This is a genomic window from Nitrosospira multiformis, assembly GCF_900103165.1.
Taxonomy (GTDB): domain Bacteria; phylum Pseudomonadota; class Gammaproteobacteria; order Burkholderiales; family Nitrosomonadaceae; genus Nitrosospira; species Nitrosospira multiformis_D.
Genome location: NZ_FNKY01000001.1, coordinates 3,344,031 through 3,369,281, shown reverse-complemented (window position 1 = coordinate 3,369,281; position 25,251 = coordinate 3,344,031). Strand labels below are relative to the sequence as shown.

The following is a 25,251-nucleotide window of genomic DNA, read 5'->3' as shown; positions in this document are numbered from 1 at the left end:
CACATTTTGGTCGAGTCCGTCCAACTACCGGATTCAGGATAAATAAAACAGGAGAGCTGTAATGGAAGTATCACGCATCCGTGCATTGCGCGGACCCAATTTATGGAGTCGTCATACGGCTATAGAGGCCATTGTTTCTTGCGGGGAAACAGACTGCCATCCTGGCGAACTAGCGGGTTTCCTGGACCGGTTGCGGGAACGGTTTCCGGAAATTGATCTGCTCCGGCCGGCATATCATCATGGGGCTTTGACTATGGCGCACGCGTTCGAACGTGCCACACTTGGCCTGCAAGTGCAGGCTGGGTGCCCGGTGACCTTTAGCCACACCATGGAGACGCTGGAAACCGGCATTTATCAGGTTGTTGTCGAGTACAGTGAAGAAGCGGTAGGCAGGCTCGCCATCGAACTTTCACAAACCCTGTGCCGCGCGGCAGCCGAGGATATTGCCTTCGATCTGGCCGATGCGGTGTGCCGTCTGCGTGCATTGAATGAGGAAATACGTCTCGGGCCGAGCACGGGCGCGATTGTCAGTGCCGCTGTTGCACGCGGTATCCCCTTCCGCCGTCTGACTGACGGGAGTATGGTGCAATTTGGCTGGGGCAGTAAGCAGCAGCGTATCCAGGCCGCTGAAACCGGCCTGACGGGGGCTGTAGCCGAGTCGATTGCGCAGGATAAGGAATTGACCCGAACGTTGCTGAGCGCCGCTGGTATTCCTGTGCCATCAGGCCGGCCGGTAGCGAACGCGGAAGATGCCTGGGCCGCCGCTTGTGAAATCGGCGGGCCGGTGGTCGTCAAGCCGCAGGACGGCAATCAGGGAAAAGGCGTAGCCGTAAATCTTGTCAGCCGGGAGCAGGTGGAAGCGGCTTACGCGATAGCGGTGGAAATTAGCGGCGACGTGCTGGTGGAGCGTTATATTCCAGGGCACGATTACCGCATGCTCGTTGTCGGCAATAAATTGATTGCGGCCGCGCGACGCGACCCGCCTGAGGTTATGGGTGATGGCATGCATAGCGTTAGACAGTTGGTGGAACAGCTCAATAGCGACCCGCGGCGCGGTGAAGGCCATGCGAACTCACTGACAAAAATCCATTTCGACGAAATTACGCTTGCTCACCTGGCAGCCAAGGGTCTGTCGGCGGAATCCGTACCGTCTGAGGGCACCCGTATTTCTCTCCGGAATAACGCTAACCTTTCGACTGGCGGAACGGCTACCGATGTGACAGACGATGTTCATCCCGAGTTTGCCAAGTGCGTGGAAGAAGCAGCTCAAATGATCGGCCTGGACATCTGCGGCATTGATGTCGTCTGCGATAGCGTGTCGAATCCGCTGGAAGAACAAGGCGCCGTCATCGAGATCAATGCTGCTCCAGGTCTCCGCATGCATTTGCAGCCTTCGTTCGGCAGGGAGCGCGCGGTAGGAGAAGCGATCATCGCCAACATGTTCAAGGATGGCGATGATGCGCGCATCCCGGTCGTTGCCGTGAGTGGTACTAATGGCAAGACCACTACCGTTCGTATGATCGCAAGCATCCTGGGTTATCAAGGCCTGCGCGTGGGCATGACCAGCACCGATGGTGTTTACATTGATGGCCAGCGTATCGATACCGGCGATTGCAGCGGCCCGAAGAGCGCAAAAAAAGTGCTTCTCCATCCCGACGTCGATGCTGCGGTGTTCGAAACGGCGCGTGGTGGTTTGTTGCGCGAAGGACTGGGGTTCGATCGTTGCAATGTGGCAGTGGTGACCAACATCGGCATGGGCGATCACCTCGGTCTCTCGTATATTAATACCGTGGAGGACTTGACCGCTGTCAAAAGAGTCATTGTGCAAAACGTGACAGGCACCGGTGTCGCCGTACTCAACGCAGCCGATCCCCTGGTGGCTGGCATGGCAGCCCACTGCCCTGGCTCAGTGACATTTTTTGCCCGCAATCCCGAAAATCCGGTAATTGTCAAACACCGCGCCCAAGGCAATCGTGTCATCTATCTCGATGGCGATTCGATTGTTGCTTCGGACGCCGATGCCGAACACCGGATCCCGCTGGGTGGGGTTCCTGTCACGCAGAATGGTACTATTGCGTTCCAGATCGATAATGCAATGGCTGCCGCGGGGGCAGGTTGGGCGCTTGGTCTGGATTGGGAGATCATCCGTGCCGGTTTGGCCGCTTTTGTCAGCAACATGCAAACCGCGCCAGGCCGTTTCAATCTCTTCAATCACCGCGGCGCCACACTCATTGCCGACTATGGCCACAATGCCGATGCCATTCGGGCTCTCGTGCACGCCATCGATAGCATGCCAGCCAAGCGGCGCTCGGTTGTCATTAGCGGCGCTGGAGACCGGCGCGATGAGGACATCCGTCAGCAAACCGAGATTCTCGGCGATGCTTTCGACGAGGTGGTACTTTATCAGGACCAATGCCAGCGAGGCCGCGCCGATGGAGAAGTGCTTGGCCTGTTGCGGCAAGGTCTGGAGAACGCGAAACGCACGCGTGACGTCAAGGAAATCCGCGGTGAGTTCGTAGCCATCGATACCGCCTTTGCCAACCTGAAAGCGGGCGAGCTATGTCTTATTCTTGTCGATCAGGTGGAAGAGGCGCTTGGATACATCACGAAGCGGGTTTTCGCTGGCTGATATATTAAAGTCCTGTTCCGGCTCTTCCGGAGAACGGGCCGACTCCTGTGCGTCCGGCGGCGGGCGTCGTTCCAATATATTTCTGTCGGTCTGATCGCATGGAGGTATGACTTTTCCTGCGCGTGCGAGAGTTTTGCACCACAAAGCGTGACAGATTATTGTCGACCGTATGCGACTATTATCGCTAAATAGTCGAAAATGAGTCATTTTCTTCTAACAACGAAGGTCCTTGCCGTCCGCCACCCTCTACTCGGTATCACCCGATCTTGCCAACGCATTTACCTTCCATTGCCCAATTGTCGGTTTCAGAGTTGAATTCGCCAAACTCTTCGCCTATGGTTAAAACGACTGTGTTTTAAATTCAAGCTATACACACCGACGGATAACATCAATTTAACACGGGCGAGCCGGTAAGAAGGATGTTTCGGCGTTCAGCATCCGGAAACTGGTTGCCTCGCAGCGGGAGGTCATCGAGATGTCTGTCCTCGAAAATCAGCTCATTGATGCAGCATTTCGTGGCGAATGGGCAGGACCTTCCAAACTTCCTGATCTCACTTCGTTGACCCCGCCCCAGCAAGCCGAAATAACCATTCACGGCGGTTTTCTACGGAAACTCCTGCTTAACTTGGTTAATTCGCATGCGAGTATGAATCCACCACGTGTGTATGGGGTAAAACTAAGAGGCGCAATTATCAAGGGTGAAATCGATTTAAGCGACTGCACAGGCATGAACGGTGCGCCACTGCCGCCGCTGCTGCTGGAGCGCTGCGTTATTCACGAGGGATCCAGTAAAAAATATACTATCGTCTGCAATGGCACCAAGGTAGAAGAGAAAATTGTTGGCGTAATAAATGCCAGCAATGCGCGGCTAAACCGCCTCTCACTTCGAGAATGCCGTATCGACGGACGTGTTGACCTGACCGACGCTACACTCTACGGCGATCTCGATATTAGCGATCTTGAGGCGCACAATTCCGATTGTTATTGCCAAATTTCTCTTCGCCGCTGCCGTGTTGATGGGTCGGTGATTGCCCAAAGGGCTCGCCTCAGAATTCGGCATGGCCAGTGTACTGAGTTCGGCAGGCCGGATTATGCGCTCAATCTCGTTAGTGCAGAGGTTTATGGCTCTGTTTGGCTCCAGCCGGGCTTTTATGCCGATGGTGGTGTAAGCGTCAGAGGGGCCCACATAAGCGGCAACATCTGGGCGGAAGCCGCTGAGTTTGTCGCATCGAGCGAGATCGCGTTTCGAGCCGAATCTCTACAATGTGACAATGCCGTTGTCTTACGTGGAAGTGACGTCGTCTTATATGATGAGAAAGCAGGAAAAGAGTGCAAGTTAAAGGGGACACTCAGCTTTAAGGGAGCTAATATCGGCTATCTCGATCTCCGCGGTATCCGTATTGTTGGATCGCCGAAGAGACCGAAAGCCGATCAGAAGAATTTGAAGGAGAGCTCAACCAATCAAGAGATTATAAAGCAGGTGGCAGTCGCTCCAGACTCTGCTGTCGACCTTAGCCTCGCGCGCATACGGGATAATTTTGATTTTGGCAACATGTCTTCCAAGACAGGTAAAACTATTGTTGAAGCTTTTGTTGAGGGTTGGATAGATGCCCGAGGAATGACTGTCGGTGGGGATTTGAAGTTGGCCGATCTGGAGATTGAATTGCCGGACAAGTGGGAGAAGTGGGCAATTCTTGCGTCCAATCTTAGAATCGGCGGCGATTTGATCCTCGATAGCATCAATTCCTCTATTGATCTGACCGGTAGCCATATTGAGCACAATCTCAACGTAGAGAAATCGGATATGGTCTCGCCAAATGATTCAGAATATGGGTTGCAAGCACACAACATAACGATAGGCAACGACTGCGATTTGAAAGCCATATCCGGTACTGTCAATCTGGAATTGTCGCGTATAGGCGGCGGACTGAAGGTGAACGCAAATGATCTTGCCGCACTGAACGCGAAGGATACCGAGGTACGCGGCTCTGTATCGATCAGCGGAAGCCTTAAGCCATCGAAAGAAAGTCAGTCTCTATGCTTCGATGGTGGCAGTTACCACGGCGAGTTCCGTATTGCTGATCTTAACTTCGACGGCGGCAATTACCACGGCGAGTTCTGCATTGCTGATCTTGAGTTTATTCAGTCCAGATCAGACATTCTCATCTCTATGAGTATCGAGGACGCTTGCATAGATCGTGACCTCTATGTGAAGAAGGTGTCGGCCAACCGTGTTGAGCTAATGGAACCAAGCGAAGTCCGAGCCGCCAAGCTTTCGTTTTATCCCGGCTGGAGACTAGTTGAAGCGCTGTGCCCACTGGAAAATGGGAGCAAGGCGGCCATTGTCGCTTTTCTACAGAGTGGACAGAGAGATATACCGCTTTCTGGGCAATCTGCGCCGATTCACAGGATGAATAGAGATGGCCTGCTCAAGCTTGAGTCCGACAAGGTAGTTCTGGATTACCTGAGATTCTTCTGCGCCTACGTATGGGGCGGCGAGGAAGGGAGGGAAGGGCCTTTCCTCATCATTGAGTCGGAAAATGTGCTTGGCGACGCTCAATTGTCGTCACCAGTATCTTTCGACCAGGAACCGTTAAAGGGAGGCAAGGATAAAGGGTGGACCTACAGTACCCATATCGGTTATGGCGGGTATCTGTTTCGCGCTACGCTGCATGTGGCGCCCAATGGGATTGTAACAATGACGGATGATGAGCAGCTGGTCGAGATCAAGGGGTTGCCATCGGTAACCTATGTGCCGCACATGCGTATTTTCACTCCTGCACTCAGTCCTGGTCCCAAAGCCCATGTCAAGTCTGGTGTGGATGTTAAGTTTGGCACCAGTATCAAGCCAGATGGGTCGGTATCATCATTCTGGTTGCCGCTGATTTTCGATCCAGACTCAAGCTTCTTCGTTCCACCTGCCAAAGTCGTGGGTATGTTGCATCAACTGGGGGAATGGAAATTGCCGGAAGATGTAACCACTATTGCAGAGATCTCGCTATGCGGCCTCAAGGCCGCAATGCTCAGATATCATTCTTCAACCAATTCTTGGGGTCAGAATATAAAGCTGCGGCTCGAGGGGTTTGTATATGATCGTTTTGAGATAATTGAACCCCTAGGCGAGACACCCCTAGGCGAGGCATCCCTAAGCAAGACGCTCGGGGAAGCAGGCGCCGACCGCACCATGGAACAAGTTCCCCCGGGATGGTTCCCGGTATTGCGTGCACGGTTACAGGATGTTGTATCTGATACGCAGCAGCGTGCAAATGATTACTTTAAATGGTTGTATCTACAGTATGACCAAGTCACCCTGATACCTCAGGATGATCCCCATAAGGATCCCCATAAGGAACTACATAATCGCGCAAGTAAGAATAAGAACTTTGAACCACAACCCTATGAACAACTCGCCCGCGCATTGCGTAACGATGGCAGGTTTGAGGCTGCTAAGCACATCACACTCTTGAAACTCTCGCTCGAGCGCCAGGCAATGCCTTTGGGATTGAATAGGGGGATTTTTTATATTATGGAGAGATGTTTCAATCATGGTCTGTTTCCTCGCAAAAGCGTGTTCGTGTTCTTGGGGTTATGGATAGCTGGTACAGTTTTTTTCTATACCGCAAATAACCAGCCTATCATTATCAATATCCCACTTTTTTTTGAAGAGAAACTTGATGAGAAGCCTATAGTATTCGGGCCTGATAGGCCTATACTTGTGCTTCATGCCCCTCCTGTGAGTACATTCGTCTTACCTGATAAACGCACCGGAGAGGTCGCCCCGATGGAGGGACCTCCGATGGCGATGAAGAAGGCTTCAAAACTTGGTGCCGTCGCAGAATATGATCAAATGGTCTTTGAGCGATCTTGCGGTGATGAAGTCGATCCATTGTGGTATGCGCTGGATGTACTTGTTCCACTGCTGGACCTCATGCAAGAGGATAAATGCTCGATTACCATGCGAGAAGATGGTTGGTGGTGGCGTGTAATCGGCAATATCTATGAAATATTGGGCGCAATCGTGACACCCATCATGTTGCTCAGCGTGTCAGGCCTGCTGCGTCGATATGTGGAGGACTGAGGCTTGGTGTACGGCACAGCTCCCATCGTGATCGTTATCTGTTTGAAATGGTCGGGGTTATGTCTAATCGGAGCAAGTGGGCAATGAGTGGCACCACTTCATCCTTGGCGATCTTGAGAGTCCCTTCGATTGCAATTTGACAGGATTAATCTAAACTGAAGTCGGCCAAAAGATTAATGAATTCAATCTGCTCAGTGCCGTGCTTAGTACCATGTGTTGTTGCTAACCAAAAAGGAGAAGAATCATGGCGGGAGACAGCATTTATCGAATAACAGAAATAGTCGGAACTAGCAAGGTATCCTGGGAGGATGCCGCCAAGAATGCTATCAAGGCTGCGTCAAAAACTTTGAGAGATTTGCGGGTTGCTGAAATAGTCAAACTTGATATGGTCATTGAGAATGGCAAGGTGACCGCGTACCGTGCAAGAGTGAATCTATCTTTCAAGTACGAAGCCAGTAGTAAAAAGTCTGACAAATAGTCCAATTCAATAAAAAAAGGCGCGTAATCCGCGCCTTTTTTTATCCCTGCTTCATATCTTGTCTTTACACAGCGGTGGCGGTTTCTTCCTCAAACTGAAGTTTCACCTTGTTATCGGCATCTATATCCACCATCACTCTGCCGCCGTTGGCAAGACGTCCAAACAGCAATTCATCCGCCAGGGCGCTGCGTATGGTGTCCTGGATGAGCCGTGCCATGGGGCGGGCGCCCATGTGAGGATCAACGCCATTCCTGGCGAGATATTCTCTCAGCGCATCGGTGAATATCGCCTCCACCTTCTTTTCATGCAATTGCGTTTCAAGTTGCATCAGGAACTTGTCCACTACGCGCAGAATCACATCCCGGTCTAGCGCAGCGAAGGAAATGATCGCATCCAGCCGGTTGCGGAACTCAGGCGTAAACATGCGTTTAATATCCGCCATTTCGTCACCCGCCTGCGCCGACTTGGTGAAGCCTATGGAGGCTTTACTAAGCGATTCCGCCCCGGCGTTGGTGGTCATGACAATGACCACGTTGCGGAAGTCCGCCTTGCGGCCATTGTTATCCGTCAAGGTACCGTGATCCATCACTTGCAGCAGGATATTAAAAATATCCGGGTGGGCCTTTTCAATCTCATCCAGCAGCAATACCGAATAGGGTTGCTTGATGATGGCCTCGGTGAGCAGACCGCCCTGGTCAAATCCGACATAGCCAGGCGGTGCGCCGATCAGGCGTGACACTGCATGCCGCTCCATGTATTCCGACATGTCGAAACGATGCAGATGAATGCCTAAGGCGTAGGCCAGCTGCCGCGCCACCTCGGTCTTGCCGACGCCAGTAGGGCCGGAGAAAAGGAACGAGCCGACCGGTTTTTGCGGGTTGCCCAGGCCGCTCCGCGCCATTTTGATTGCCGTCGTCAATGCATTAATGGCTTTGTCCTGGCCGAACACGACAGTTTTCAAGTCGCGATCCAGCGTTTTCAGGGTATTGCGGTCGTCGCTGGAGACATTCTGTGCCGGGATGCGCGCAATCCTGGCGATAATATTTTCGATCTCGTGCTTGCTGATCACCTTGCGCTGCTTTGATTTGGGCAGGATACGCTGTGCCGCGCCGGCTTCATCGATGACATCTATTGCCTTGTCCGGCAGGTGCCGGTCATTGATGAAGCGTGCCGCTAATTCCGCGGCGGTAGTGAGCGCGATCGCGGTATATTTGACGCCGTGATGGGCCTCGTAGCGGGCTTTCAGGCCCCGCAGGATGGCCACGGTCTCTTCCACGCTCGGCTCAGGCACGTCGATTTTCTGAAAACGGCGGGACAAGGCGTGATCCTTTTCAAAGATTCCCCGGTATTCGCTGTAAGTGGTGGCGCCGATGCATTTTAGCTGGCCCGTATTAAGTATCGGCTTGAGGAGGTTGGAGGCGTCCAGTGTTCCTCCGGAAGCCGCGCCAGCGCCGATCAGGGTGTGAATCTCATCGATGAAAAGAATGGCATTGGAACTATCGAGCAGCTGTTTCAACACTGCTTTCAAACGTTGCTCAAAGTCGCCACGGTATTTGGTACCGGCTAGCAGCGCACCCATATCCAGAGCGTACACCTGATGGTGCGCAAGCACATCGGGAACGTCATTTTCTATGATCCGGCGCGCCAGTCCCTCGGCGATAGCAGTTTTACCCACTCCCGCTTCACCCACTAACAGAGGATTGTTCTTGCGACGGCGGCACAGCGTCTGTATCAGGCGCTCCAGTTCCTTCTCGCGTCCGATCAAGGGATCGATTTTTCCCGCAAGAGCCTGCGTATTCAGATTCACGGCGTAGCTTTCCAATGCGCCGCCCGCACCCAATTCCTGCTCGGTATCACCATCAGTTTCGGTTTTGGCGCTACTGCCTTGCGGCACCTTGCTAATGCCATGCGAAATATAATTCACCACGTCGAGCCGCGTCACGCCCTTCTGGTGCAGAAAATAAACCGCGTGAGAATCTTTCTCGCCGAATATGGCCACCAGTACATTGGCGCCGGTGACCTCTTTCTTTCCAGAAGACTGGACATGCAGAATCGCGCGCTGGATGACCCGCTGAAAACCGAGCGTAGGCTGAGTGTCAACTTCACCGCTGCCGCTCACCGTCGGTGTATTCTCGGTAACGTGTTCCGCCAGCAGCCTGCGCAAGTCATCGATGTCAACCGAACAAGCGCGCAGCACCTCGGCGGCGGTAGGATTGTCAAGCATGGCCAGCAACAAGTGCTCCACCGTGATGAATTCGTGGCGCTTCTGCCGAGACTCGACAAACGCCATATGTAAACTGACTTCCAGCTCTTGGGCAATCATTTCATGTCTCCTCCATCACGCATCTAAGCGGATGTTGATGCTGCCTTGCAAATGTGACCACCTGCTCAACCTTGGTGATAGCGACATCATTGGGATAAACCCCGCAGACTCCAGCACCGTCTATATGAACTTTGAGCATAATTTGTGTTGCCTGTTCTCGATTCATGGAAAAAAAAGTCTGCAACACAGTTATTACGAAATCCATCGGCGTGAAATCATCATTCAGCAATATTACTTTAAACATGGGTGGCGGCTTGAGTTTACTCTTTTTAGCCTCCAGGACAACATCCCCATGATCTCTCGTTGCCATATCATGACTTCCTATCTCGTTTGCTCATCAGTTAGCGCGTTACTCGTAACTATAACTGAATGTGCCTCCACTAACATATTTGATGATTACACCGAAATATTCAAGTACCTTGAGAAAATTTTTCTATTGCAATTCTATAAAATAAGTGAATGACTACTTGACTTGAACAACAGATTTGCGTAAAACGGCTCTTGGCGTTTGGCTTCAAGCTCTCTGCAGTACCGGTTACAGCCGTTTTGCGGTCTTGAAACTCAAACAGTGTTCGGGTTTCCGGCCCGGTTTTTTTATAGGAAGCAATAATGGCAACAGGTACAGTGAAATGGTTCAACGACTCCAAGGGTTTTGGTTTCATCACCCCGGATGATGGTAGCGAAGATTTATTTGCTCATTTCTCCGCAATCAATATGTCCGGGTTCAAAACTCTCAAGGAAGGTCAAAAAGTGAGTTTCGAAGTCACACAGGGTCCGAAGGGCAAGCAAGCATCAAACATTCAGTCTGCCTAGTGATCCACTGCTGGCGCGGTAAAACGGCGACCAGCTTGTAATTACAGGATTATACAAAACCCCTTGCCGTTAAAACGGCAAGGGGTTTTTTTCAAGCATGCAATTACGAAGAGGATCAGGTCATTCTGCTGATCAATGCCTCGCCGAATGCCGAACATGAGACTTTCTGGGCATCGGACATTTGGCGTGCAAAGTCATAAGTCACCACGCTATCCTGGATGGTTCTCTCCATCGCGCGAACCATCAGATCAGCGGCCTCGCTCCAGCCTATGTGCCGTAGCATCATTTCCGCCGACAGGACGAGCGACCCCGGATTAACCTGATCCTTTCCCGCGTATTTCGGCGCGGTGCCATGCGTTGCCTCGAATATCGCAATCGAGTCGCTGAGATTGGCGCCCGGCGCTATGCCGATGCCACCCACCTGCGCCGCCAAAGCATCGGAAACGTAGTCACCGTTCAGATTCAATGTGGCAATCACATCATATTCCTCCGGGCGCAACAAGATCTGTTGCAGAAAAGCGTCCGCGATGACATCTTTGATAACGATCCCGCCCTTGTCTTCGGGCAATTTCATCCATGGCCCACCGTCCAGCGGGATTGCTCCGAACTCCCTCGCCGCCAATGCATAGCCCCAATTCTTGAACGCACCTTCGGTGAATTTCATGATGTTGCCCTTATGCACCAACGTGACCGAGCGGCGCTTGTTATCGATCGCATACTGTATGGCCTTGCGCACCAGACGTTCGGTACCTTCACTGGATACCGGCTTGATGCCGATTCCAGACGTTTGTGGAAAGCGTATCTTGGTGACACCCATATCATTCATCAAAAAATTGATGACCTTTTTCGCATCCTCCGACCCGGCTTCCCATTCAATACCCGCGTAAATGTCTTCCGAATTCTCGCGGAAAATCACCATATCGGTTTTTTCCGGATTCTTTAGCGGGCTTGGTACGCCCTGAAAGTAACGCACGGGGCGCAGGCACACATAGAGATCAAGTTGTTGGCGCAGGGCCACGTTAATGGAACGGATGCCGCCACCGACCGGTGTAGTCAGCGGTCCCTTGATGGAAACCACATACTCCCGTGCAGCCTCCAACGTTTCATCGGGCAGCCACACGTTTTCACCGTATACCTGGTTCGATTTCTCGCCGGCATAAATTTCCATCCAGGAAATCTTGTGCTTGCCGCCATAAGCCCGGCTTACCGCCGCATCCACGACTTTTTTCATCACGGGCGTAATGTCTACGCCGATCCCGTCACCTTCGATGAACGGAATAACAGGGTTATCCGGCACACTTAAGGAAAAATCTTCATTGACCCGGATTTTTTCGCCTTCGGCCGGCGTCCTGATGTGCTGGTACATGGTGTCTCCCGATAATTAATAATGAATGGTGCAAGGATTGCGCGAGCAAAAACATGCAAACCAGCCATTTTACTCGTGTTTTGGAGAGAAGCGCTAACGTGTGTATGCATTGAACCCAGATAATCCATTAGGCGGCTCTGCGAGCCTACTCGAGTGCTGACGGGCAGTTTGCGGCCATTTTTGCCGCTGTTTTTGCCACCAGCGCGGCGTCCATAGACCCAGCTATGGATTTCTCTCAACCGGCAAAACTGTCTCGCAACCTGCCTCGCCATCATCTCGCGTCCTAATGGATTATCTGGGTTGCAATCTACCGTTTGAAGATTGATATCCTCCATAACTGGGATGTGGCAAAGTGCGCGTGACGGGTACTGAAATTTTTCGGCGGCTCTTCATCATTATTTCTTTCTGCCGGGTAGTGACGATAGAATACGGGCTGGGCGCCCTTGCTTCTTTTTTAGAATATGGAAGTCACTCAAGAGATTATGATCTGGAAGCCCAATGTCACGGTAGCGGCGGTGGTGGAGCAAGATGGAAAATACTTGCTGGTCGAGGAGCAAACCAGTAGCGGTGTATTGTTCAATCAGCCAGCGGGACACCTTGAGCCGGATGAATCCATCGTTCAGGGAGCGGTTCGGGAAACTCTGGAAGAAACCGGTTATACTTTTGCTCCGCAATGGGTGCTGGGAATTTACCGCTGGCACTCTCATGCCGACAACGTTACCTATCTGCGCTTTGCTTTTGCCGGTTCTGTCACTGACCATGATCCCGATCGTCCGCTGGATGCAGGAATATTGCGCGCAGGATGGTTTTGCGTCGATGAAATCCGCGAAATGACCGATCGTCACCGCAGTCCGCTGGTGATGAAGTGTGTCGAAGATCATTTGGCAGGTAAGCACTACTCTTTGGATATCCTTACTCATTACGATTAAATCTGAATTCGCTGGAAGCAATGGGTAAACAACGTGTGGTGGTCGGCATGTCGGGCGGAGTGGATTCATCCGTCGCCGCGCTGTTATTGAAACAGCAAGGCTACGACGTCGTCGGTCTTTTCATGAAGAACTGGGAAGACGATGACACCAGCGAGTATTGTTCATCCCGGCAGGATTTGATCGATGCCGCCTCGGTAGCGGATATCATCGGAATTCCTCTGGAAGCGGTGAACTTCTCGGCGGAATACAAGGAGCGTGTATTCAATCAGTTTCTTGCCGAATACAAAGCCGGGCGAACGCCTAATCCGGATGTTCTGTGTAATGCCGAAATCAAGTTCAAGGCGTTTCTCGACCACGCGGTCGGGCTCGGCGCTGACCATATCGCTACCGGTCATTATGCGCAGGTACGCGAAATAGACGGTCTGTTCCAGTTGCTGAAAGGCGAGGATGGGACGAAGGACCAGAGTTACTTTCTCTATCGTTTGAACCAGCAGCAACTCTCCAGAACGCTATTTCCGATTGGCCATCTTTACAAACGCGATGTACGTAAAATCGCCAGGAATCACGAATTACCGAATTTTTCCAAGAAAGACAGTACTGGAATCTGTTTTATTGGGGAGAGGCCGTTCCGGGAATTTCTCAACCGTTACGTGCCGCATGAACCGGGAGAGATACAAACACCGGATGGCACCGTCATGGGGAAGCACGTCGGGCTGATGTATTACACCATTGGCCAACGGCAGGGATTGGGCATCGGCGGGACAAGGGACGGCGATGGCGAGCCCTGGTTCGTTTCAGCCAAGGATATGGCACGGAATATCCTGACCGTGATCCAGGGCCATGATCACCCGGATTTATTCCGGCCCGCGCTCAATGCCGGTGACCTGACATGGATAAGCGGCCGCGAGCCGCATTGCAACTGGGTTTATGCTGCCAAAACCCGTTATCGCCAACCGGATGCCCCCTGTGCTATCGCGCATATCGGACAGGACCAATGCAAAATTGAATTTGCCCAGCCTCAATGGGCGGTGACGCCGGGACAATCAGTCGTCGTTTACGAGAGCAAGGTGTGTCTTGGAGGAGGAATCATCACGGATGAATAATCCATTTTCAGTTCCTGCTTTTCATTCCGCTTTTCATTCTCTTGGCGCCGTCTCCATGAATGGAGTCCGCTTTTCCAGTCTGTCGGAGAGTTCTGCGAGATTGGGTGACGTATTGCGCCATTCGATTTCGGAAAAGCGAAAAGCCAGATACCCCAGTGTGCAGCCCAGCGCGATGTCGGCCAGCGTGTAGGTATTGCCATCGCACCATTTTTTGTCATCCAGTTCCCGGGCAGCTGCTTCCAGGCCTTGGGTGACCTTTGTCAGCTGGCGCGAGATCCATTCCGCGCTTTGTCCGGTGTCAGGCCGTTTGCGTTCAAGGAATACGGCGGCGGCGGCATCACAGATGCCGTCCGCCAGCGCCTCCCAGCGTTTTACCATAATGCGCTGCCGGCTGGGCTCGGGAATCAGACGAGAGACGGGATTGACACTGTCGAGATATTCGACGATTACACGTGAATCGAATAAAGAAGAGCCATCGTCCAGAATGAGTACCGGTATCTTTCCAAGGGGATTGTGATTCGGCACGTGACTACTCGCGTTCCATGGGCTATCCACTTCAAAATCATAACCAATACGTTTTTCCGCCAGAACGATGCGCACCTTGCGCACGTAAGGACTGGTAAGTGATCCTATAAGCTTCATGACATCCCTTGGCGGCAATTTTATTCAGGTACGTATTATATCGGCTTTCCATACCGCATGGCGTAGCCGGGGTGCTATGTTAAAATGCGCCGGCAGGTGAAATTCAAGAGACTCATAGCGTTTAGCATTATGGTGCTAAACAGAAAAGTGAGTAGTCAATCGCCGCATTCAGGATAATATGAACTCGTCTTTTCTCACCGCACTTTCCCCCCTAGACGGACGCTATCACGGCAAAGCTGCGGATTTGCGACCTTATTTCAGTGAACTTGCACTGATTCAATACCGCGTTCAGTTGGAAATCGAATGGCTCAAGGCATTAAGCCATGCCTCCGCCATCGCTGAAGTGCCGGCTTTTTCTGCCGGCACCATCGCGCAACTTGACAGTCTTGCGGCGAATTTTTCCGAGGCCGACGGGGAAGCGGTCAAGCTGATCGAAGCCCGTACCAACCACGACGTAAAAGCCGTCGAATACTGGCTCAGGGAGCGCCTGGCCGAGAATGCTGAAATTGTGCGGGTTGCGGAATTCATCCATTTTGCCTGCACTTCGGAGGACATCAATAATCTCTCTCATGGATTGATGCTGGCGCACAGCCGTGACCGGGTGATGCTTCCGGCCTTGGAAAAGATCATCACCCAGCTTATCCGGATGGCGCATCAACTGTCTGATACGCCCATGCTTTCCCGTACGCATGGTCAGCCCGCCACCCCTACAACGGCAGGCAAGGAACTTGCCAATACCGCTTATCGTCTGCGGCGTGGGCATGAACGGCTTGCCAAGGTGGCTATTCTTGGAAAAATTAATGGTGCGGTGGGCAATTACAATGCCCATTTAGCGGCTTATCCGGATTTCGGCTGGGAAAGATTCGCCCGGGATTTCGTGGAAAAACTTGGCCTGGAGTTTAACCCCTACACCACCCAGATTGAACCGCATGATGCCATGACCGAACTGTTTGATGCCTACGCCCGAATTAACACCATACTGCTGGACTTTAACCGTGACGTGTGGGGGTATATTTCATTAGGCTATTTCAAGCAGAAAACCCGGGAAGGCGAAGTGGGCTCATCCACCATGCCGCACAAGGTCAATCCGATCGATTTTGAAAACTCGGAAGGCAACCTGGGTGTCGCCAATGCGCTGCTGCGGCATTTAAGCGAGAAGCTGCCCGTGTCTCGCTGGCAGCGCGATCTGACCGACTCCACCGTACTTCGCAACATGGGAGTGGCATTGGGACACACGTTGCTGGCCTATGACTCTTGCGGCAAAGGCCTGGGCAAGCTGGAAGTCAATCCGGAACGCTTGATGAAAGATCTGGAGGATGCCTGGGAGGTATTGGCGGAGCCGATCCAGACAGTGATGCGCCGCCATGGAGTGCACAATTCTTACGAGCAGTTGAAAGAATTGACGCGTGGCAAGGATGGCATCAACAGGGATACCCTGCATAAATTCATTGATGGTCTTGCCATTCCCGAAGCCGAGAAAAGCCGCCTGCGGGAAATGACGCCGCAGAGCTACATCGGCAACGCGGCCATACTAGCCCGAAGAATCGGGAATTAGAGATTTCTGCCTCGTTGTTTATGTCCCGCAGACTTTTTTCAAGTGTTTCACGCTATCCGTATTGCGCTGGCATTATCGATACGACCAGGGTTGGCTGCCGAGCTGCAATCATGATCTTGAAATTGGAAAAACCATCCCGATATAGTTTAAATTGAAATGAGGAGAAACTATGGCAGATACACAACAACCCAATCCAGACCAGCCCGAATTGACTGTCACCACAGACCCAGTGAGCGCGGGGGCTAATGAAAACACGATAGCGGAACCGGCGGTGGAGACGATGCCGAGTCTGGAACAATTACTGAAGAAAGCCGAACTTGACGCGCAGGAACATCATGATGCGTGGCTGCGTGCCAAGGCGGATGCCGAGAATATACGGAAACGCGCCCAGATCGACGTTACCAATGCCCATAAATACGCCATTGAAAATTTCTCCACTGAACTGCTAGCGGTAATGGATAGCCTGGAGGCGGCGCTTGCGGTGGAAAATGCGACGGTTGAGAATTTCAAAAGCGGCATGGAATTGACTCTCAAGCAACTCACCGCCATTTTCGATAGATTCAATATCAAGTTGATCAATCCGGCGGGTGAAAAATTTGATCCGCATCTGCATCAGGCCATGTGTATGGTGGATTCCAGCCTTGCTCCCAATACCGTCGTGCAAGTAATGCAAAAAGGCTACGTTTTGAATGACCGTGTAATCCGGCCTGCGCTGGTATCGGTTTCGAAGGCCAAATAGATTTCTGGACTTGAAATTCCGGCCTGAATCCCCATTTCACGCATTAACGATTATTCGGCACAAACTACTACTACAAGGATCAAATCATGGCAAAAATTATCGGCATAGATCTCGGCACCACCAACTCATGTGTGTCTGTCATGGAGAATGGCAAGCCCAAGGTAATAGAGAACTCGGAAGGTGCGCGTACTACGCCTTCAATCGTCGCCTATACGGAAGACGGTGAGATTCTGGTGGGCGCTTCCGCCAAACGCCAGGCGGTCACCAATCCGAAAAACACGTTGTTTGCGGTTAAACGGCTGATTGGGCGTCGCTTTAACGAGGACATGGTGCAACGAGACATCAAGATGGTGCCCTACAGCATCATCAAGGCCGACAATAATGATGCCTGGGTGGAAGTGCGTGGCAAGAAGGTTGCACCGCCGGAAATTTCCGCGCAAGTGCTGAAGAAAATGAAAAAAACCGCTGAGGATTATCTGGGTGAGACGGTAAACGAAGCCGTCATCACGGTTCCCGCCTATTTTAACGATTCACAGCGTCAGGCGACCAAGGACGCCGGGCGCATCGCCGGGCTCGAAGTCAAGCGCATCATCAATGAGCCAACCGCGGCAGCCCTGGCTTTCGGGATGGATAAAAAAGAAGGCGACCGTAAAGTGGCGGTATATGATCTGGGCGGCGGCACGTTCGATATTTCCATTATCGAGATCGCGGAAGTGGAGGGCGAGCACCAGTTCGAGGTGCTGGCCACCAATGGTGACACCTTTCTTGGCGGAGAGGACTTCGACTCGCGCATCATCGAATATCTTGTGGATGAATTCAAGAAGGAAAGCGGCATAGATTTGAAAAAAGATATGCTTGCTCTGCAACGCTTAAAAGATTCGGCGGAAAAAGCCAAGATCGAACTCTCATCCAGCCAGCAAACCGAGGTCAACCTGCCCTACATCACGGCGGACGCTTCCGGCCCCAAACATCTGGCGGTGAGAATCACCCGGGCCAAGTTGGAAAGCCTGGTGGAAGAACTGATCGAGCGTACCGTGGAGCCTTGCCGCATTGCTATCAAGGATGCTGGCGTGAAGGTTTCCGACATTGAGGACATCATTCTGGTGGGTGGGCAAACCCGCATGCCCAAGGTGCAGGATAAAGTCAGAGAAATTTTCGGCAAGGAACCGCGCAAGGATGTGAATCCGGATGAAGCGGTTGCCGTAGGTGCGGCCATTCAGGGTGGCGTACTGCAGGGCGAAGTGAAGGATGTGCTGCTGCTGGATGTGACGCCACTGTCGTTGGGTATTGAAACGCTCGGCGGCGTAATGACCAAACTGATTCAGAAAAATACCACTATTCCAACCAAGGCCCAGCAGGTATTTTCAACCGCCGAGGAAAATCAGACCGCGGTAACCATCCATGTGTTGCAGGGTGAGCGGGAACTCGCATCCGGCAATAAGAGTCTGGGACAATTCAATCTGAGTGATATTCCTCCCGCACCGCGCGGTATGCCGCAAATCGAGGTGACATTCGATATTGACTCGAATGGCATACTCCACGTATCGGCCAAAGACAAGGCCACCGGAAAGGAAAACAAAATCAAGATCCAGGCAAGTTCCGGTCTGTCGGATGACGAGGTACAGCGCATGGTCAAGGATGCCGAGGCGCACGCCGCGGATGATCACAAGGCGCTCGAACTCGTTACCGCTCGCAACCAGTGTGACGCGATGATCCACTCAGTGAAAAAGACATTGAAGGAACATGGCGACAAACTGGACGGCGAGGAAAAATCCAGAATAGAAGATGCGCTGAAAGATGCGGAAGAAGCGTTGAAATCCGACAGCAAGGATACCATTGAAGCCAAGACCCAGGCATTGGCCGAGGTCTCGCATAAACTTGCGGAGAAAATGTATTCGCAAGAACAGGCTCAGCAAGCCCAGCCTGGAGCGGAATCAGCGCCCCATGGGGGTGGGGGCGGTGGCGAGAAGCCCGTAGAAGGCGAAGTGGTGGATGCCGAGTTCGAGGAAGTAAAAAACAAGAAGTAAAGAGATACTGATACATCCAGGCGCAGGGGTCGCGGAGAGATGAGCTATCATTCTTCTGCGCTCCCTGCGCTTGGCATTTTATCGGAAGAAAGCAGTAGAAATGAATCTCCTGCGCTTCCATTTTTAAGAAAATCCATATGAGCAAACGCGACTACTATGAAGTGCTGGGCCTCAACCGTGACTCCAGCGAAGATGAAATAAAGAAAGCTTATCGCAAGCTGGCGATGAAGTACCATCCAGACCGTAATCCGGATAGTCCAAAGTCGGAGGAACACTTCAAGGAAGCCAAAGAGGCTTACGAAATACTTTCCGATCCCCATAAGCGCGCGGCATATGACCAGCATGGTCATGCAGGTGTGGATCCCAATATGGGTGGCGGCGGGGCTCAAGGATTTGCTGACGCATTCGGCGATATCTTCGGCGATATCTTCGGTGGACGCGGCGGGCACGCCAACGTCTATCGCGGTGCCGATTTGCGCTACAACCTGGAAATCTCGCTTGAACAGGCAGCGCGCGGAACGGAAACCAAAATCCGTATTCCCACCATGGAAATGTGCGGAAGCTGCCATGGCAACGGTGCCAAGCCTGGCACTTCTCCCACCACGTGCCCGACTTGTAATGGGCATGGTCAGGTAAGAATGCAGCAGGGATTCTTCTCAATCCAGCAAACATGTCCCAAATGCCATGGCAGCGGCAAATTTATTTCGAGTCCTTGCGTGACATGCAATGGCGCGGGACGCGTCAAACAACACAAAACGCTGTCGGTAAAAATCCCGGCCGGGGTGGATGAAGGCGACCGCATTCGTCTATCCGGGGAAGGCGAAGCGGGGGTCAACAATGGTCCGTCCGGAGATTTGTATGTGGTGATTCATTTATCGCAGCATTCCGTTTTTCAGCGCGACCATAACGACTTGCACTGCGAAATGCCGATAAGTTTTACCACCGCTGCCCTGGGTGGAGAAATCGAGATTCCGACACTCGATGGCCATGCCAAAATCAAGGTGCCGGCGGAAACACAGAGCGGAAAAATTTTCCGTCTGCGCGGCAAGGGGATCAAGGGTGTACGCAGCAATGCATTGGGGGATTTGCTATGTCACGTTGTGGTGGAAACCCCTGTCAAGCTCACCGCCCGTCAAAAAGAACTATTGCAGGAACTGGAATCGCTCAATCAGCAAGATGACTCCCGTCACAGTCCCCGTGCGAAATCCTGGATGGACAAGGTACGCGAGTTCTTTGCGGAGTAAATCCTATCTGGTGGATATATGGCGTTAATATTCCTATACTGCCAGAATAGAAATTGAGAAGACAAAGGATGATATGGGCCTGCTGATATCCCAGTTGTTTACAACCCCAACAGCGGATCCCAAGCTCGAAGCATGCTTGGTGAGTGACGCTGCCCATATCACACCTGGTGCCCACGGTGAGCATGTCAAGAAAATTCAAACCGCATTAAACCAGTTAAGCAGAGGTCCGGGTAGAGAAAACTTCAATTTGGACATCGATGGCTCATATGGTCCAAAGACCGCAGCCGCGGTCAAAGCATACAAAAATCACCCGTCCCGGCGAATCCTTCAGCCTTGGCAAACGAGTGCAGACGATATCGTGGGCAAGAGGACAATCAAGAGTCTGGATACGGAAATGGATATCCTTGAAAATGAGAGTCCTGCACAAGATAGATTCGTTTCAACAACACTTGCTGGTGCCCCTCATGATCACAGCAAGTGTCCCATCGGCGGATTTCGACAAGGGCCGAACGGCACGGTGTCTTTCCAGGTGAATCACTTTGGAACGCCAGTCAACCCAAAGGGTGGCGGCAGGAAGATCAACCTCGGTGGCGAGGGCGAGACGAAATACCTTGGATTTGAGGATTTTCTACCCAACTTTTTTCCAGGGCCTGTACGGCCGCTAACATCGAGTCTTCCTGATCAATGTGCAAGCGACATCTGTTTGAGAGATGCTCCTATTTCAAAGGATGGTTCTTTGGAGAAAGGTAAGAAAGAGATTATGCGTATTGCTCAGCCGGGATGCCGTCTCACCTTTTGCGGGGATGTGGCCAGGTTCAGGCTAAGCCTTCTGTCATTGGGGACGGTAATTGAGCACATTGTTATGGCCGACCCTCGCTTCCCTGGAACCAACTCGGAAGCGCTCGTAATCAGGATGCCATAATCCTGTTGTGGCGGCTTCTCCCGCTATGATTGCATCAGGGAGCCTGCTACCATTCTTCGCGTAAGACCTTCTCCGCCCAGAACAAGCCGGAAACGCTTTTGTTATCCGTAATCTTGCCTGTTTTTACCCATTCCAATGCCGTAGCCAGCGTGAGGGTAAATATCTCCAGATGTTCGCCTTCATCAAGGTTTGCGCCTTGGAAACTGAGCTCTTGGGCAAAATAATATATTAACCGCTCATCGGAATAACCGATACAGGGATGCAAAGTGGCGAGATATCGCCAGCTTGCCGCCGTATAGCCCGTTTCTTCCAGTAACTCCCGCTGCGCGCATAACAGTGGATCTTCGCCGGGATCAATTTTTCCAGCAGGCAGTTCGTAGAAATCCCGATGCAACGGATAGCGATGCTGACGCTCCAGCACCAGCTCACCATTATCGAGCAGTGGAATGATGACGACCGCGCCGGGATGGGTGATGTATTCGCGTACTTTCACTTTGCCGTCAGGCAGGCGAGCCTGGTCCTGATACACGTGCAAAAGTTCGCCATCAAACACCTTCCGGCTATTGATCGGCGTTTCGGTAAGATCCATGGGTGGCTTGGGCATGAGATAAGGAATACTCCGGGATGAATCGTATAAGCGATTCATATTATGCTGGAGGGTGCAAAGAGAGAAGCCGGCTCGTCCAAACACTATCATTGTGCTATCAGCTTGACATTATACAACCCCTGATCGGCCCGGCGAGCAAACAGTATGAGCTTCATGATGCCGGTATCCAGCGGTGTTCCAAGCACGCCAGTGCCGGATCAAATTCCGGGTCACGCCCTGAATGGCGAGATTCACGGCATTTTCCCGCCGGATTTATCAGGGTGGCGATTTACTCGCTTTGTGCGCTATCAGCCGTGCCGGGGGGAACCATGCACTGAAACAACTGCCTTTACCCGGTTCGCTGACAATTTCCAGTTTCGCCTGGTGGCAGGTCAGTACGTGCTTGACGATGGCAAGTCCCAGGCCGGTACCGCCGGTTTCACGCGAGCGCCCACGATCCACCCGATAAAAGCGTTCCGTCAAGCGCGGGATATGCTCGGGCTCGATGCCAATGCCGCTGTCCTGCACGGAGAATACACCTTGTCCGTCACGAATCTCCCAGTTCAGTGTGATATCCCCGCCTTCAGCGGTGTAGCGTATGGCATTGCTGACGAGATTACTGAAGGCACTGCGCAAGTCATCCATACTACCCATCAACTTCGTCTTGGTATCGAGATTGAGGCCGATACGGTGATGCCCCGCACTCAAGGACTCCGCTTCCTGACAGAGCTCACGCAACATGGCGGGGATGTTGATGTTGTCCTCCCGTACCAGGTTTTCCGAGTCTTCCAGCCGCGACAGCGTCAACAGGTCTTCTACCAGACGCTGCATGCGCCGGGTCTGATCGGTCATCAGCGTGAGCGCCCATTTATTTGTTTCGGGGTCAGAAGCACCTTCTTCCGCGAGTGTTTCAAGGAATCCACCAATGACTGTCAACGGCGTACGTAATTCATGCGAGACATTGGCGACAAAATCCCGCCGCATGGTATGGACTCTTTCAAGACGGGTGACATCACGGCTGACGAGTAATTTTTGCTTATCGCCATAAGGCACAAATTGTAGCGAAAGGGTCAGGCCCGGGTTCCGCGCCTGCTTGATTATCAACGGCTCGCTGTAGTTGTGAGCGTTCAGGTACTCGGTGAACTGGGTCTGGCGCACTAAATGGGTAACATGCTGACCGGCATCGCGGCTGGTGTCTATGCCCAAATGCTTTTCGGCTACCGGATTGCACCATTCGATACGGTCAACGTCATCCAGAATGACCACGCCTTCCGGCATGGCGGAAGTGGCGCGCCGTAGGCGCTCCAGCGCGAAACCGAGTTGCTGATGATTTTTGCGCTGTTCACGCATGATGCGCGCCAGACGCGCAAATACATCTCCCCATTTCCCGGAGCTATCGGGCAATGCAACAGATGCGAGTTCTTCGGCTTGAAGCCATCTCTCCAGCATTATCAGATGGCGCCAGTGATGGACGACTAACGACAGCAGGGCAATGCTGCAAAAGACTAATGCGGTGAGCGCGCCGAGTGTGACCCAGAGTATGCCGGCCACAACAATTATCAGGAGAGGGGTAAGGCGCTCCCAGGAATCGGACACGTAAGCTATTTCGAAGCGTGAAATTGACTCATTATGTTCATACTATCCCAATGCTTGCCGCCGGTCCAGCGGACAGGCGATAGCCCGAGCCTCTCACGGTCTGCACCAGGCCATCCTTGCTGACATTTTCCAGTGCTTTACGCAATCTGCGAATATGCACGTCCACGGTACGGTCCTCCACAAATACATGGTCTCCCCATACCTGATCGAGCAGTTGCGAACGTGTATGCACTCGCTCGGAGTGCGTCATAAGGAAATGCAACAAACGAAACTCGGTAGGCCCCAGCACTACTTCCTTATCACTCGCGGTTACGCGATGCGTTGCGGAGTCAAGGCGCAGTCCACCGATATCCACGATATCGTCAGCCGCTTCCGGTGAACGCCGTCGCAGCACCGCTTTAATCCGTGCGAGCAATTCACGCGGCGAAAAAGGCTTGGTGATGTAATCGTCGGCGCCAATTTCCAGTCCCGCCACCTTGTCGCTTTCCTCGGCACGAGCGGTAAGCATGATGATGGGAATGGTCTTGGTGCGCGTTACGCGCCGCAACATACGCGCAAATTCGACACCGCTCATCCCCGGCAGCATCCAGTCAAGCAGCACCAGGTCGGGTAACGCGTCATTCACTATCTCCATGGCCTGCTCCGCGCTTCTTGCACCAAAAACGACATGCCGGGCTTGCCTCAGGCTATACGTGATCAGCTCCTGAATCGCGGGTTCATCTTCCACCACCAGTATGGTTGCTGCCATATGTTTTCCTTTATCGGTAATTTTCTTCGATATTGCGATGATATGTAAGCAACATTGCGGTTTCGTGACATATCGCCGGGTCAGCAAACGATTTCATGCCTTCTGTGCAGTCTTATGGCCCATTTTTGCAATATTAGTTCTACAAAACCAGAATTACCCGGTAATCATTGACATTGGTACGGGTTGGGCCGGTGAGTACCAGATCGTCCAGCTGCTCAAAGAAAGTATACGCGTTATGGCTGGCAAGCAGGGCTTGGGCGCTGATGCCCATTTGCTTCGCACGGTGTATTGAATCCGAAGCCATGATCGCGCCGGCGTTGCTTTCCGAACCATCTATACCGTCGGTATCGCAGGCGAGGGCGTGGATGCCCGCCACGCCGGTGAGTTCAATGGCAAGCGACAGCAGGAATTCCGTGTTCCGGCCACCTCGCCCGCCGGGATTCATTCCACTGACGCCGCTCCATTCACCATGGCCATTTCCGCATAACGCGACTGTTGTTTCTCCTCCCGAGATCAGCGCCACCGGTGGTTTCCATGGCTGGCCATATTGACGGATTTCCCGCACCAGCGCGGCGAAGACCTTAGCCACATCGCGTGACTCGCCGGTTATGGCGTCACCCAGTATTGTGGCGGGTATACCCTGTTCATGAAAGTATTTGGCCGCCGCCAGCAGCGAATCATGGGCCGTGGCGATCACGTGGTTTTCCACATTCCTGAAAACGGCGTCACCCGGTTTGGGTGTCTCGTCGCGCTTGCCGTCGGCGCCCGCCAGCAATATTTCCAGCACTGCGGCGGATGCATTGATCCGGTAGCGTTCGAGTATCTCCAGTGCGTCCGAATAGGTTGACGGGTCAGGCGCACACGGGCCGGAAGCAACATGAGTTGGATCATCCCCGGTCACGTCCGATATTATCAACGCCCATACCGGTGCACGGCATGAAGCGGCAAGTCTTCCCCCTTGAATAGCGGAGAGATGTTTGCGCACGGTATTGATTTCCTGAATCGCCGCGCCGCAGCGCAGCAATTCCTGGGTGACGTTTCTGAGATCATTCAGCGATACACCTGCCACCGGCAACGATAATAGACTTGAACCGCCGCCGCTCACCAGGCACAGCAGAAAATCATCCGCACCGAGTTTTTTCACTTCCCCCAGAATATCTCGGGCAGCCTGTTCACCGTGTGCGTCAGGGAGGGGATGCCCGGCTTCGATCACTTTGATTCTTTCAAGCGGCATGCCGTGGCCATAACGGGTAAGGACAATGCCATTCATTGCCGCGTCTTTTTGCCAATGATTTTCCACCGCCAGCGCCATTGCCACGGCGGCCTTTCCCGCACCGATCACCAAAGTACGTCCTTTGGGCAACTTGAGTGGCATGGGCAAGTGCCGCGGTACGATACGCAGGGGATCGGCTGCAGCGATCGCGGCATTGAAGCTGTTGAGCAGAAGCTTTCGGTGATTCATTTTGCCGCTTG

19 protein-coding genes are annotated in these 25,251 nt (G+C 52.7%); 11 read left to right on the top strand and 8 right to left on the bottom strand.

Translation table 11 applies throughout. The features are described from left to right. Nucleotides 1-61 precede the first annotated feature (61 nt). From cphA to BLR00_RS15245, 3 genes are all read left to right on the top strand, one after another. Nucleotides 62-2,629, top strand: a complete 2,568-nt coding sequence (cphA, locus tag BLR00_RS15255; protein ID WP_074633971.1) for a cyanophycin synthetase — start codon at nucleotides 62-64, stop codon at nucleotides 2,627-2,629. Nucleotides 2,630-3,104: 475 nt separating this feature from the next. Next, nucleotides 3,105-6,707 carry a hypothetical protein gene (locus BLR00_RS15250; RefSeq protein WP_074633970.1) on the top strand — a complete coding sequence of 1,201 codons (3,603 nt, stop codon included), beginning with the start codon at nucleotides 3,105-3,107 and terminating at the stop codon, nucleotides 6,705-6,707. Nucleotides 6,708-6,951: 244 nt separating this feature from the next. Beyond that, nucleotides 6,952-7,185: a dodecin family protein gene (locus BLR00_RS15245; protein ID WP_074633969.1), complete on the top strand. Its 234-nt coding sequence runs from the start codon at nucleotides 6,952-6,954 to the stop codon at nucleotides 7,183-7,185. 64 nt (nucleotides 7,186-7,249) lie between these two features. On the opposite strand, the gene clpA is transcribed toward BLR00_RS15245, so the two are convergent. Both clpA and clpS read right to left on the bottom strand, forming a co-directional pair. Next, the gene (gene clpA, locus BLR00_RS15240; protein WP_074633968.1) at nucleotides 7,250-9,508 is read right to left on the bottom strand and encodes an ATP-dependent Clp protease ATP-binding subunit ClpA; all 2,259 of its coding nucleotides are present in this window, start codon (nucleotides 9,506-9,508) and stop codon (nucleotides 7,250-7,252) included. A 1-nt stretch (nucleotide 9,509) separates the two neighbouring features. Beyond that, nucleotides 9,510-9,818: an ATP-dependent Clp protease adapter ClpS gene (gene clpS, locus BLR00_RS15235; protein WP_074633967.1), complete on the bottom strand. Its 309-nt coding sequence runs from the start codon at nucleotides 9,816-9,818 to the stop codon at nucleotides 9,510-9,512. Between the two features lie 299 nt (nucleotides 9,819-10,117). Between clpS and BLR00_RS15230 the strand changes: the two genes are divergently transcribed. Then, on the top strand, nucleotides 10,118-10,321 hold the full coding sequence (locus BLR00_RS15230) for a cold-shock protein (RefSeq protein WP_004174375.1): 204 nt from the start codon (nucleotides 10,118-10,120) through the stop codon (nucleotides 10,319-10,321). A 115-nt stretch (nucleotides 10,322-10,436) separates the two neighbouring features. Here the strand turns inward: BLR00_RS15230 and icd are convergent, their stop codons facing one another. After that, the gene (icd, locus tag BLR00_RS15225; RefSeq protein ID WP_074633966.1) at nucleotides 10,437-11,687 is read right to left on the bottom strand and encodes an NADP-dependent isocitrate dehydrogenase; all 1,251 of its coding nucleotides are present in this window, start codon (nucleotides 11,685-11,687) and stop codon (nucleotides 10,437-10,439) included. A 482-nt stretch (nucleotides 11,688-12,169) separates the two neighbouring features. Between icd and BLR00_RS15220 the strand changes: the two genes are divergently transcribed. Next, nucleotides 12,170-12,616 (top strand): NUDIX hydrolase, encoded by a 447-nt coding sequence (locus BLR00_RS15220; RefSeq protein ID WP_074633965.1) that lies wholly within the window; start codon nucleotides 12,170-12,172, stop codon nucleotides 12,614-12,616. Nucleotides 12,617-12,636: 20 nt separating this feature from the next. Next, entirely contained in the window at nucleotides 12,637-13,719 is a 1,083-nt protein-coding gene (gene mnmA / locus BLR00_RS15215) for a tRNA 2-thiouridine(34) synthase MnmA (RefSeq protein ID WP_074633964.1), read from the top strand. 33 nt (nucleotides 13,720-13,752) lie between these two features. On the opposite strand, the gene BLR00_RS15210 is transcribed toward mnmA, so the two are convergent. After that, nucleotides 13,753-14,361 (bottom strand): glutathione S-transferase, encoded by a 609-nt coding sequence (locus BLR00_RS15210; RefSeq protein ID WP_074633963.1) that lies wholly within the window; start codon nucleotides 14,359-14,361, stop codon nucleotides 13,753-13,755. A 178-nt stretch (nucleotides 14,362-14,539) separates the two neighbouring features. On the opposite strand from BLR00_RS15210, the gene purB reads away from it, so the two are divergent. From purB to BLR00_RS15185, 5 genes are all read left to right on the top strand, one after another. Continuing rightward, nucleotides 14,540-15,916, top strand: a complete 1,377-nt coding sequence (gene purB, locus BLR00_RS15205) for an adenylosuccinate lyase (RefSeq protein ID WP_074633962.1) — start codon at nucleotides 14,540-14,542, stop codon at nucleotides 15,914-15,916. 169 nt (nucleotides 15,917-16,085) lie between these two features. Beyond that, nucleotides 16,086-16,655 carry a nucleotide exchange factor GrpE gene (gene grpE / locus BLR00_RS15200; protein WP_074633961.1) on the top strand — a complete coding sequence of 190 codons (570 nt, stop codon included), beginning with the start codon at nucleotides 16,086-16,088 and terminating at the stop codon, nucleotides 16,653-16,655. A gap of 86 nt (nucleotides 16,656-16,741) precedes the next feature. Further along, on the top strand, nucleotides 16,742-18,682 hold the full coding sequence (gene dnaK / locus BLR00_RS15195) for a molecular chaperone DnaK (protein ID WP_074633960.1): 1,941 nt from the start codon (nucleotides 16,742-16,744) through the stop codon (nucleotides 18,680-18,682). Nucleotides 18,683-18,819: 137 nt separating this feature from the next. Further along, nucleotides 18,820-19,926: a molecular chaperone DnaJ gene (dnaJ, locus tag BLR00_RS15190; RefSeq protein WP_074633959.1), complete on the top strand. Its 1,107-nt coding sequence runs from the start codon at nucleotides 18,820-18,822 to the stop codon at nucleotides 19,924-19,926. A 73-nt stretch (nucleotides 19,927-19,999) separates the two neighbouring features. After that, entirely contained in the window at nucleotides 20,000-20,848 is an 849-nt protein-coding gene (locus BLR00_RS15185; protein WP_074633958.1) for a peptidoglycan-binding domain-containing protein, read from the top strand. A gap of 46 nt (nucleotides 20,849-20,894) precedes the next feature. On the opposite strand, the gene BLR00_RS15180 is transcribed toward BLR00_RS15185, so the two are convergent. From BLR00_RS15180 to BLR00_RS15165, 4 genes are all read right to left on the bottom strand, one after another. Beyond that, nucleotides 20,895-21,494, bottom strand: coding sequence for an NUDIX domain-containing protein (locus BLR00_RS15180; protein WP_256324174.1), 600 nt, complete (start codon nucleotides 21,492-21,494; stop codon nucleotides 20,895-20,897). A 216-nt stretch (nucleotides 21,495-21,710) separates the two neighbouring features. Next, nucleotides 21,711-23,030 carry a phosphate regulon sensor histidine kinase PhoR gene (gene phoR, locus BLR00_RS15175; RefSeq protein ID WP_074633957.1) on the bottom strand — a complete coding sequence of 440 codons (1,320 nt, stop codon included), beginning with the start codon at nucleotides 23,028-23,030 and terminating at the stop codon, nucleotides 21,711-21,713. 37 nt (nucleotides 23,031-23,067) lie between these two features. Continuing rightward, entirely contained in the window at nucleotides 23,068-23,778 is a 711-nt protein-coding gene (phoB, locus tag BLR00_RS15170; RefSeq protein WP_074633956.1) for a phosphate regulon transcriptional regulator PhoB, read from the bottom strand. 139 nt (nucleotides 23,779-23,917) lie between these two features. Next, on the bottom strand, nucleotides 23,918-25,240 hold the full coding sequence (locus BLR00_RS15165) for a glycerate kinase type-2 family protein (protein ID WP_074633955.1): 1,323 nt from the start codon (nucleotides 25,238-25,240) through the stop codon (nucleotides 23,918-23,920). Nucleotides 25,241-25,251 lie beyond the last annotated feature (11 nt).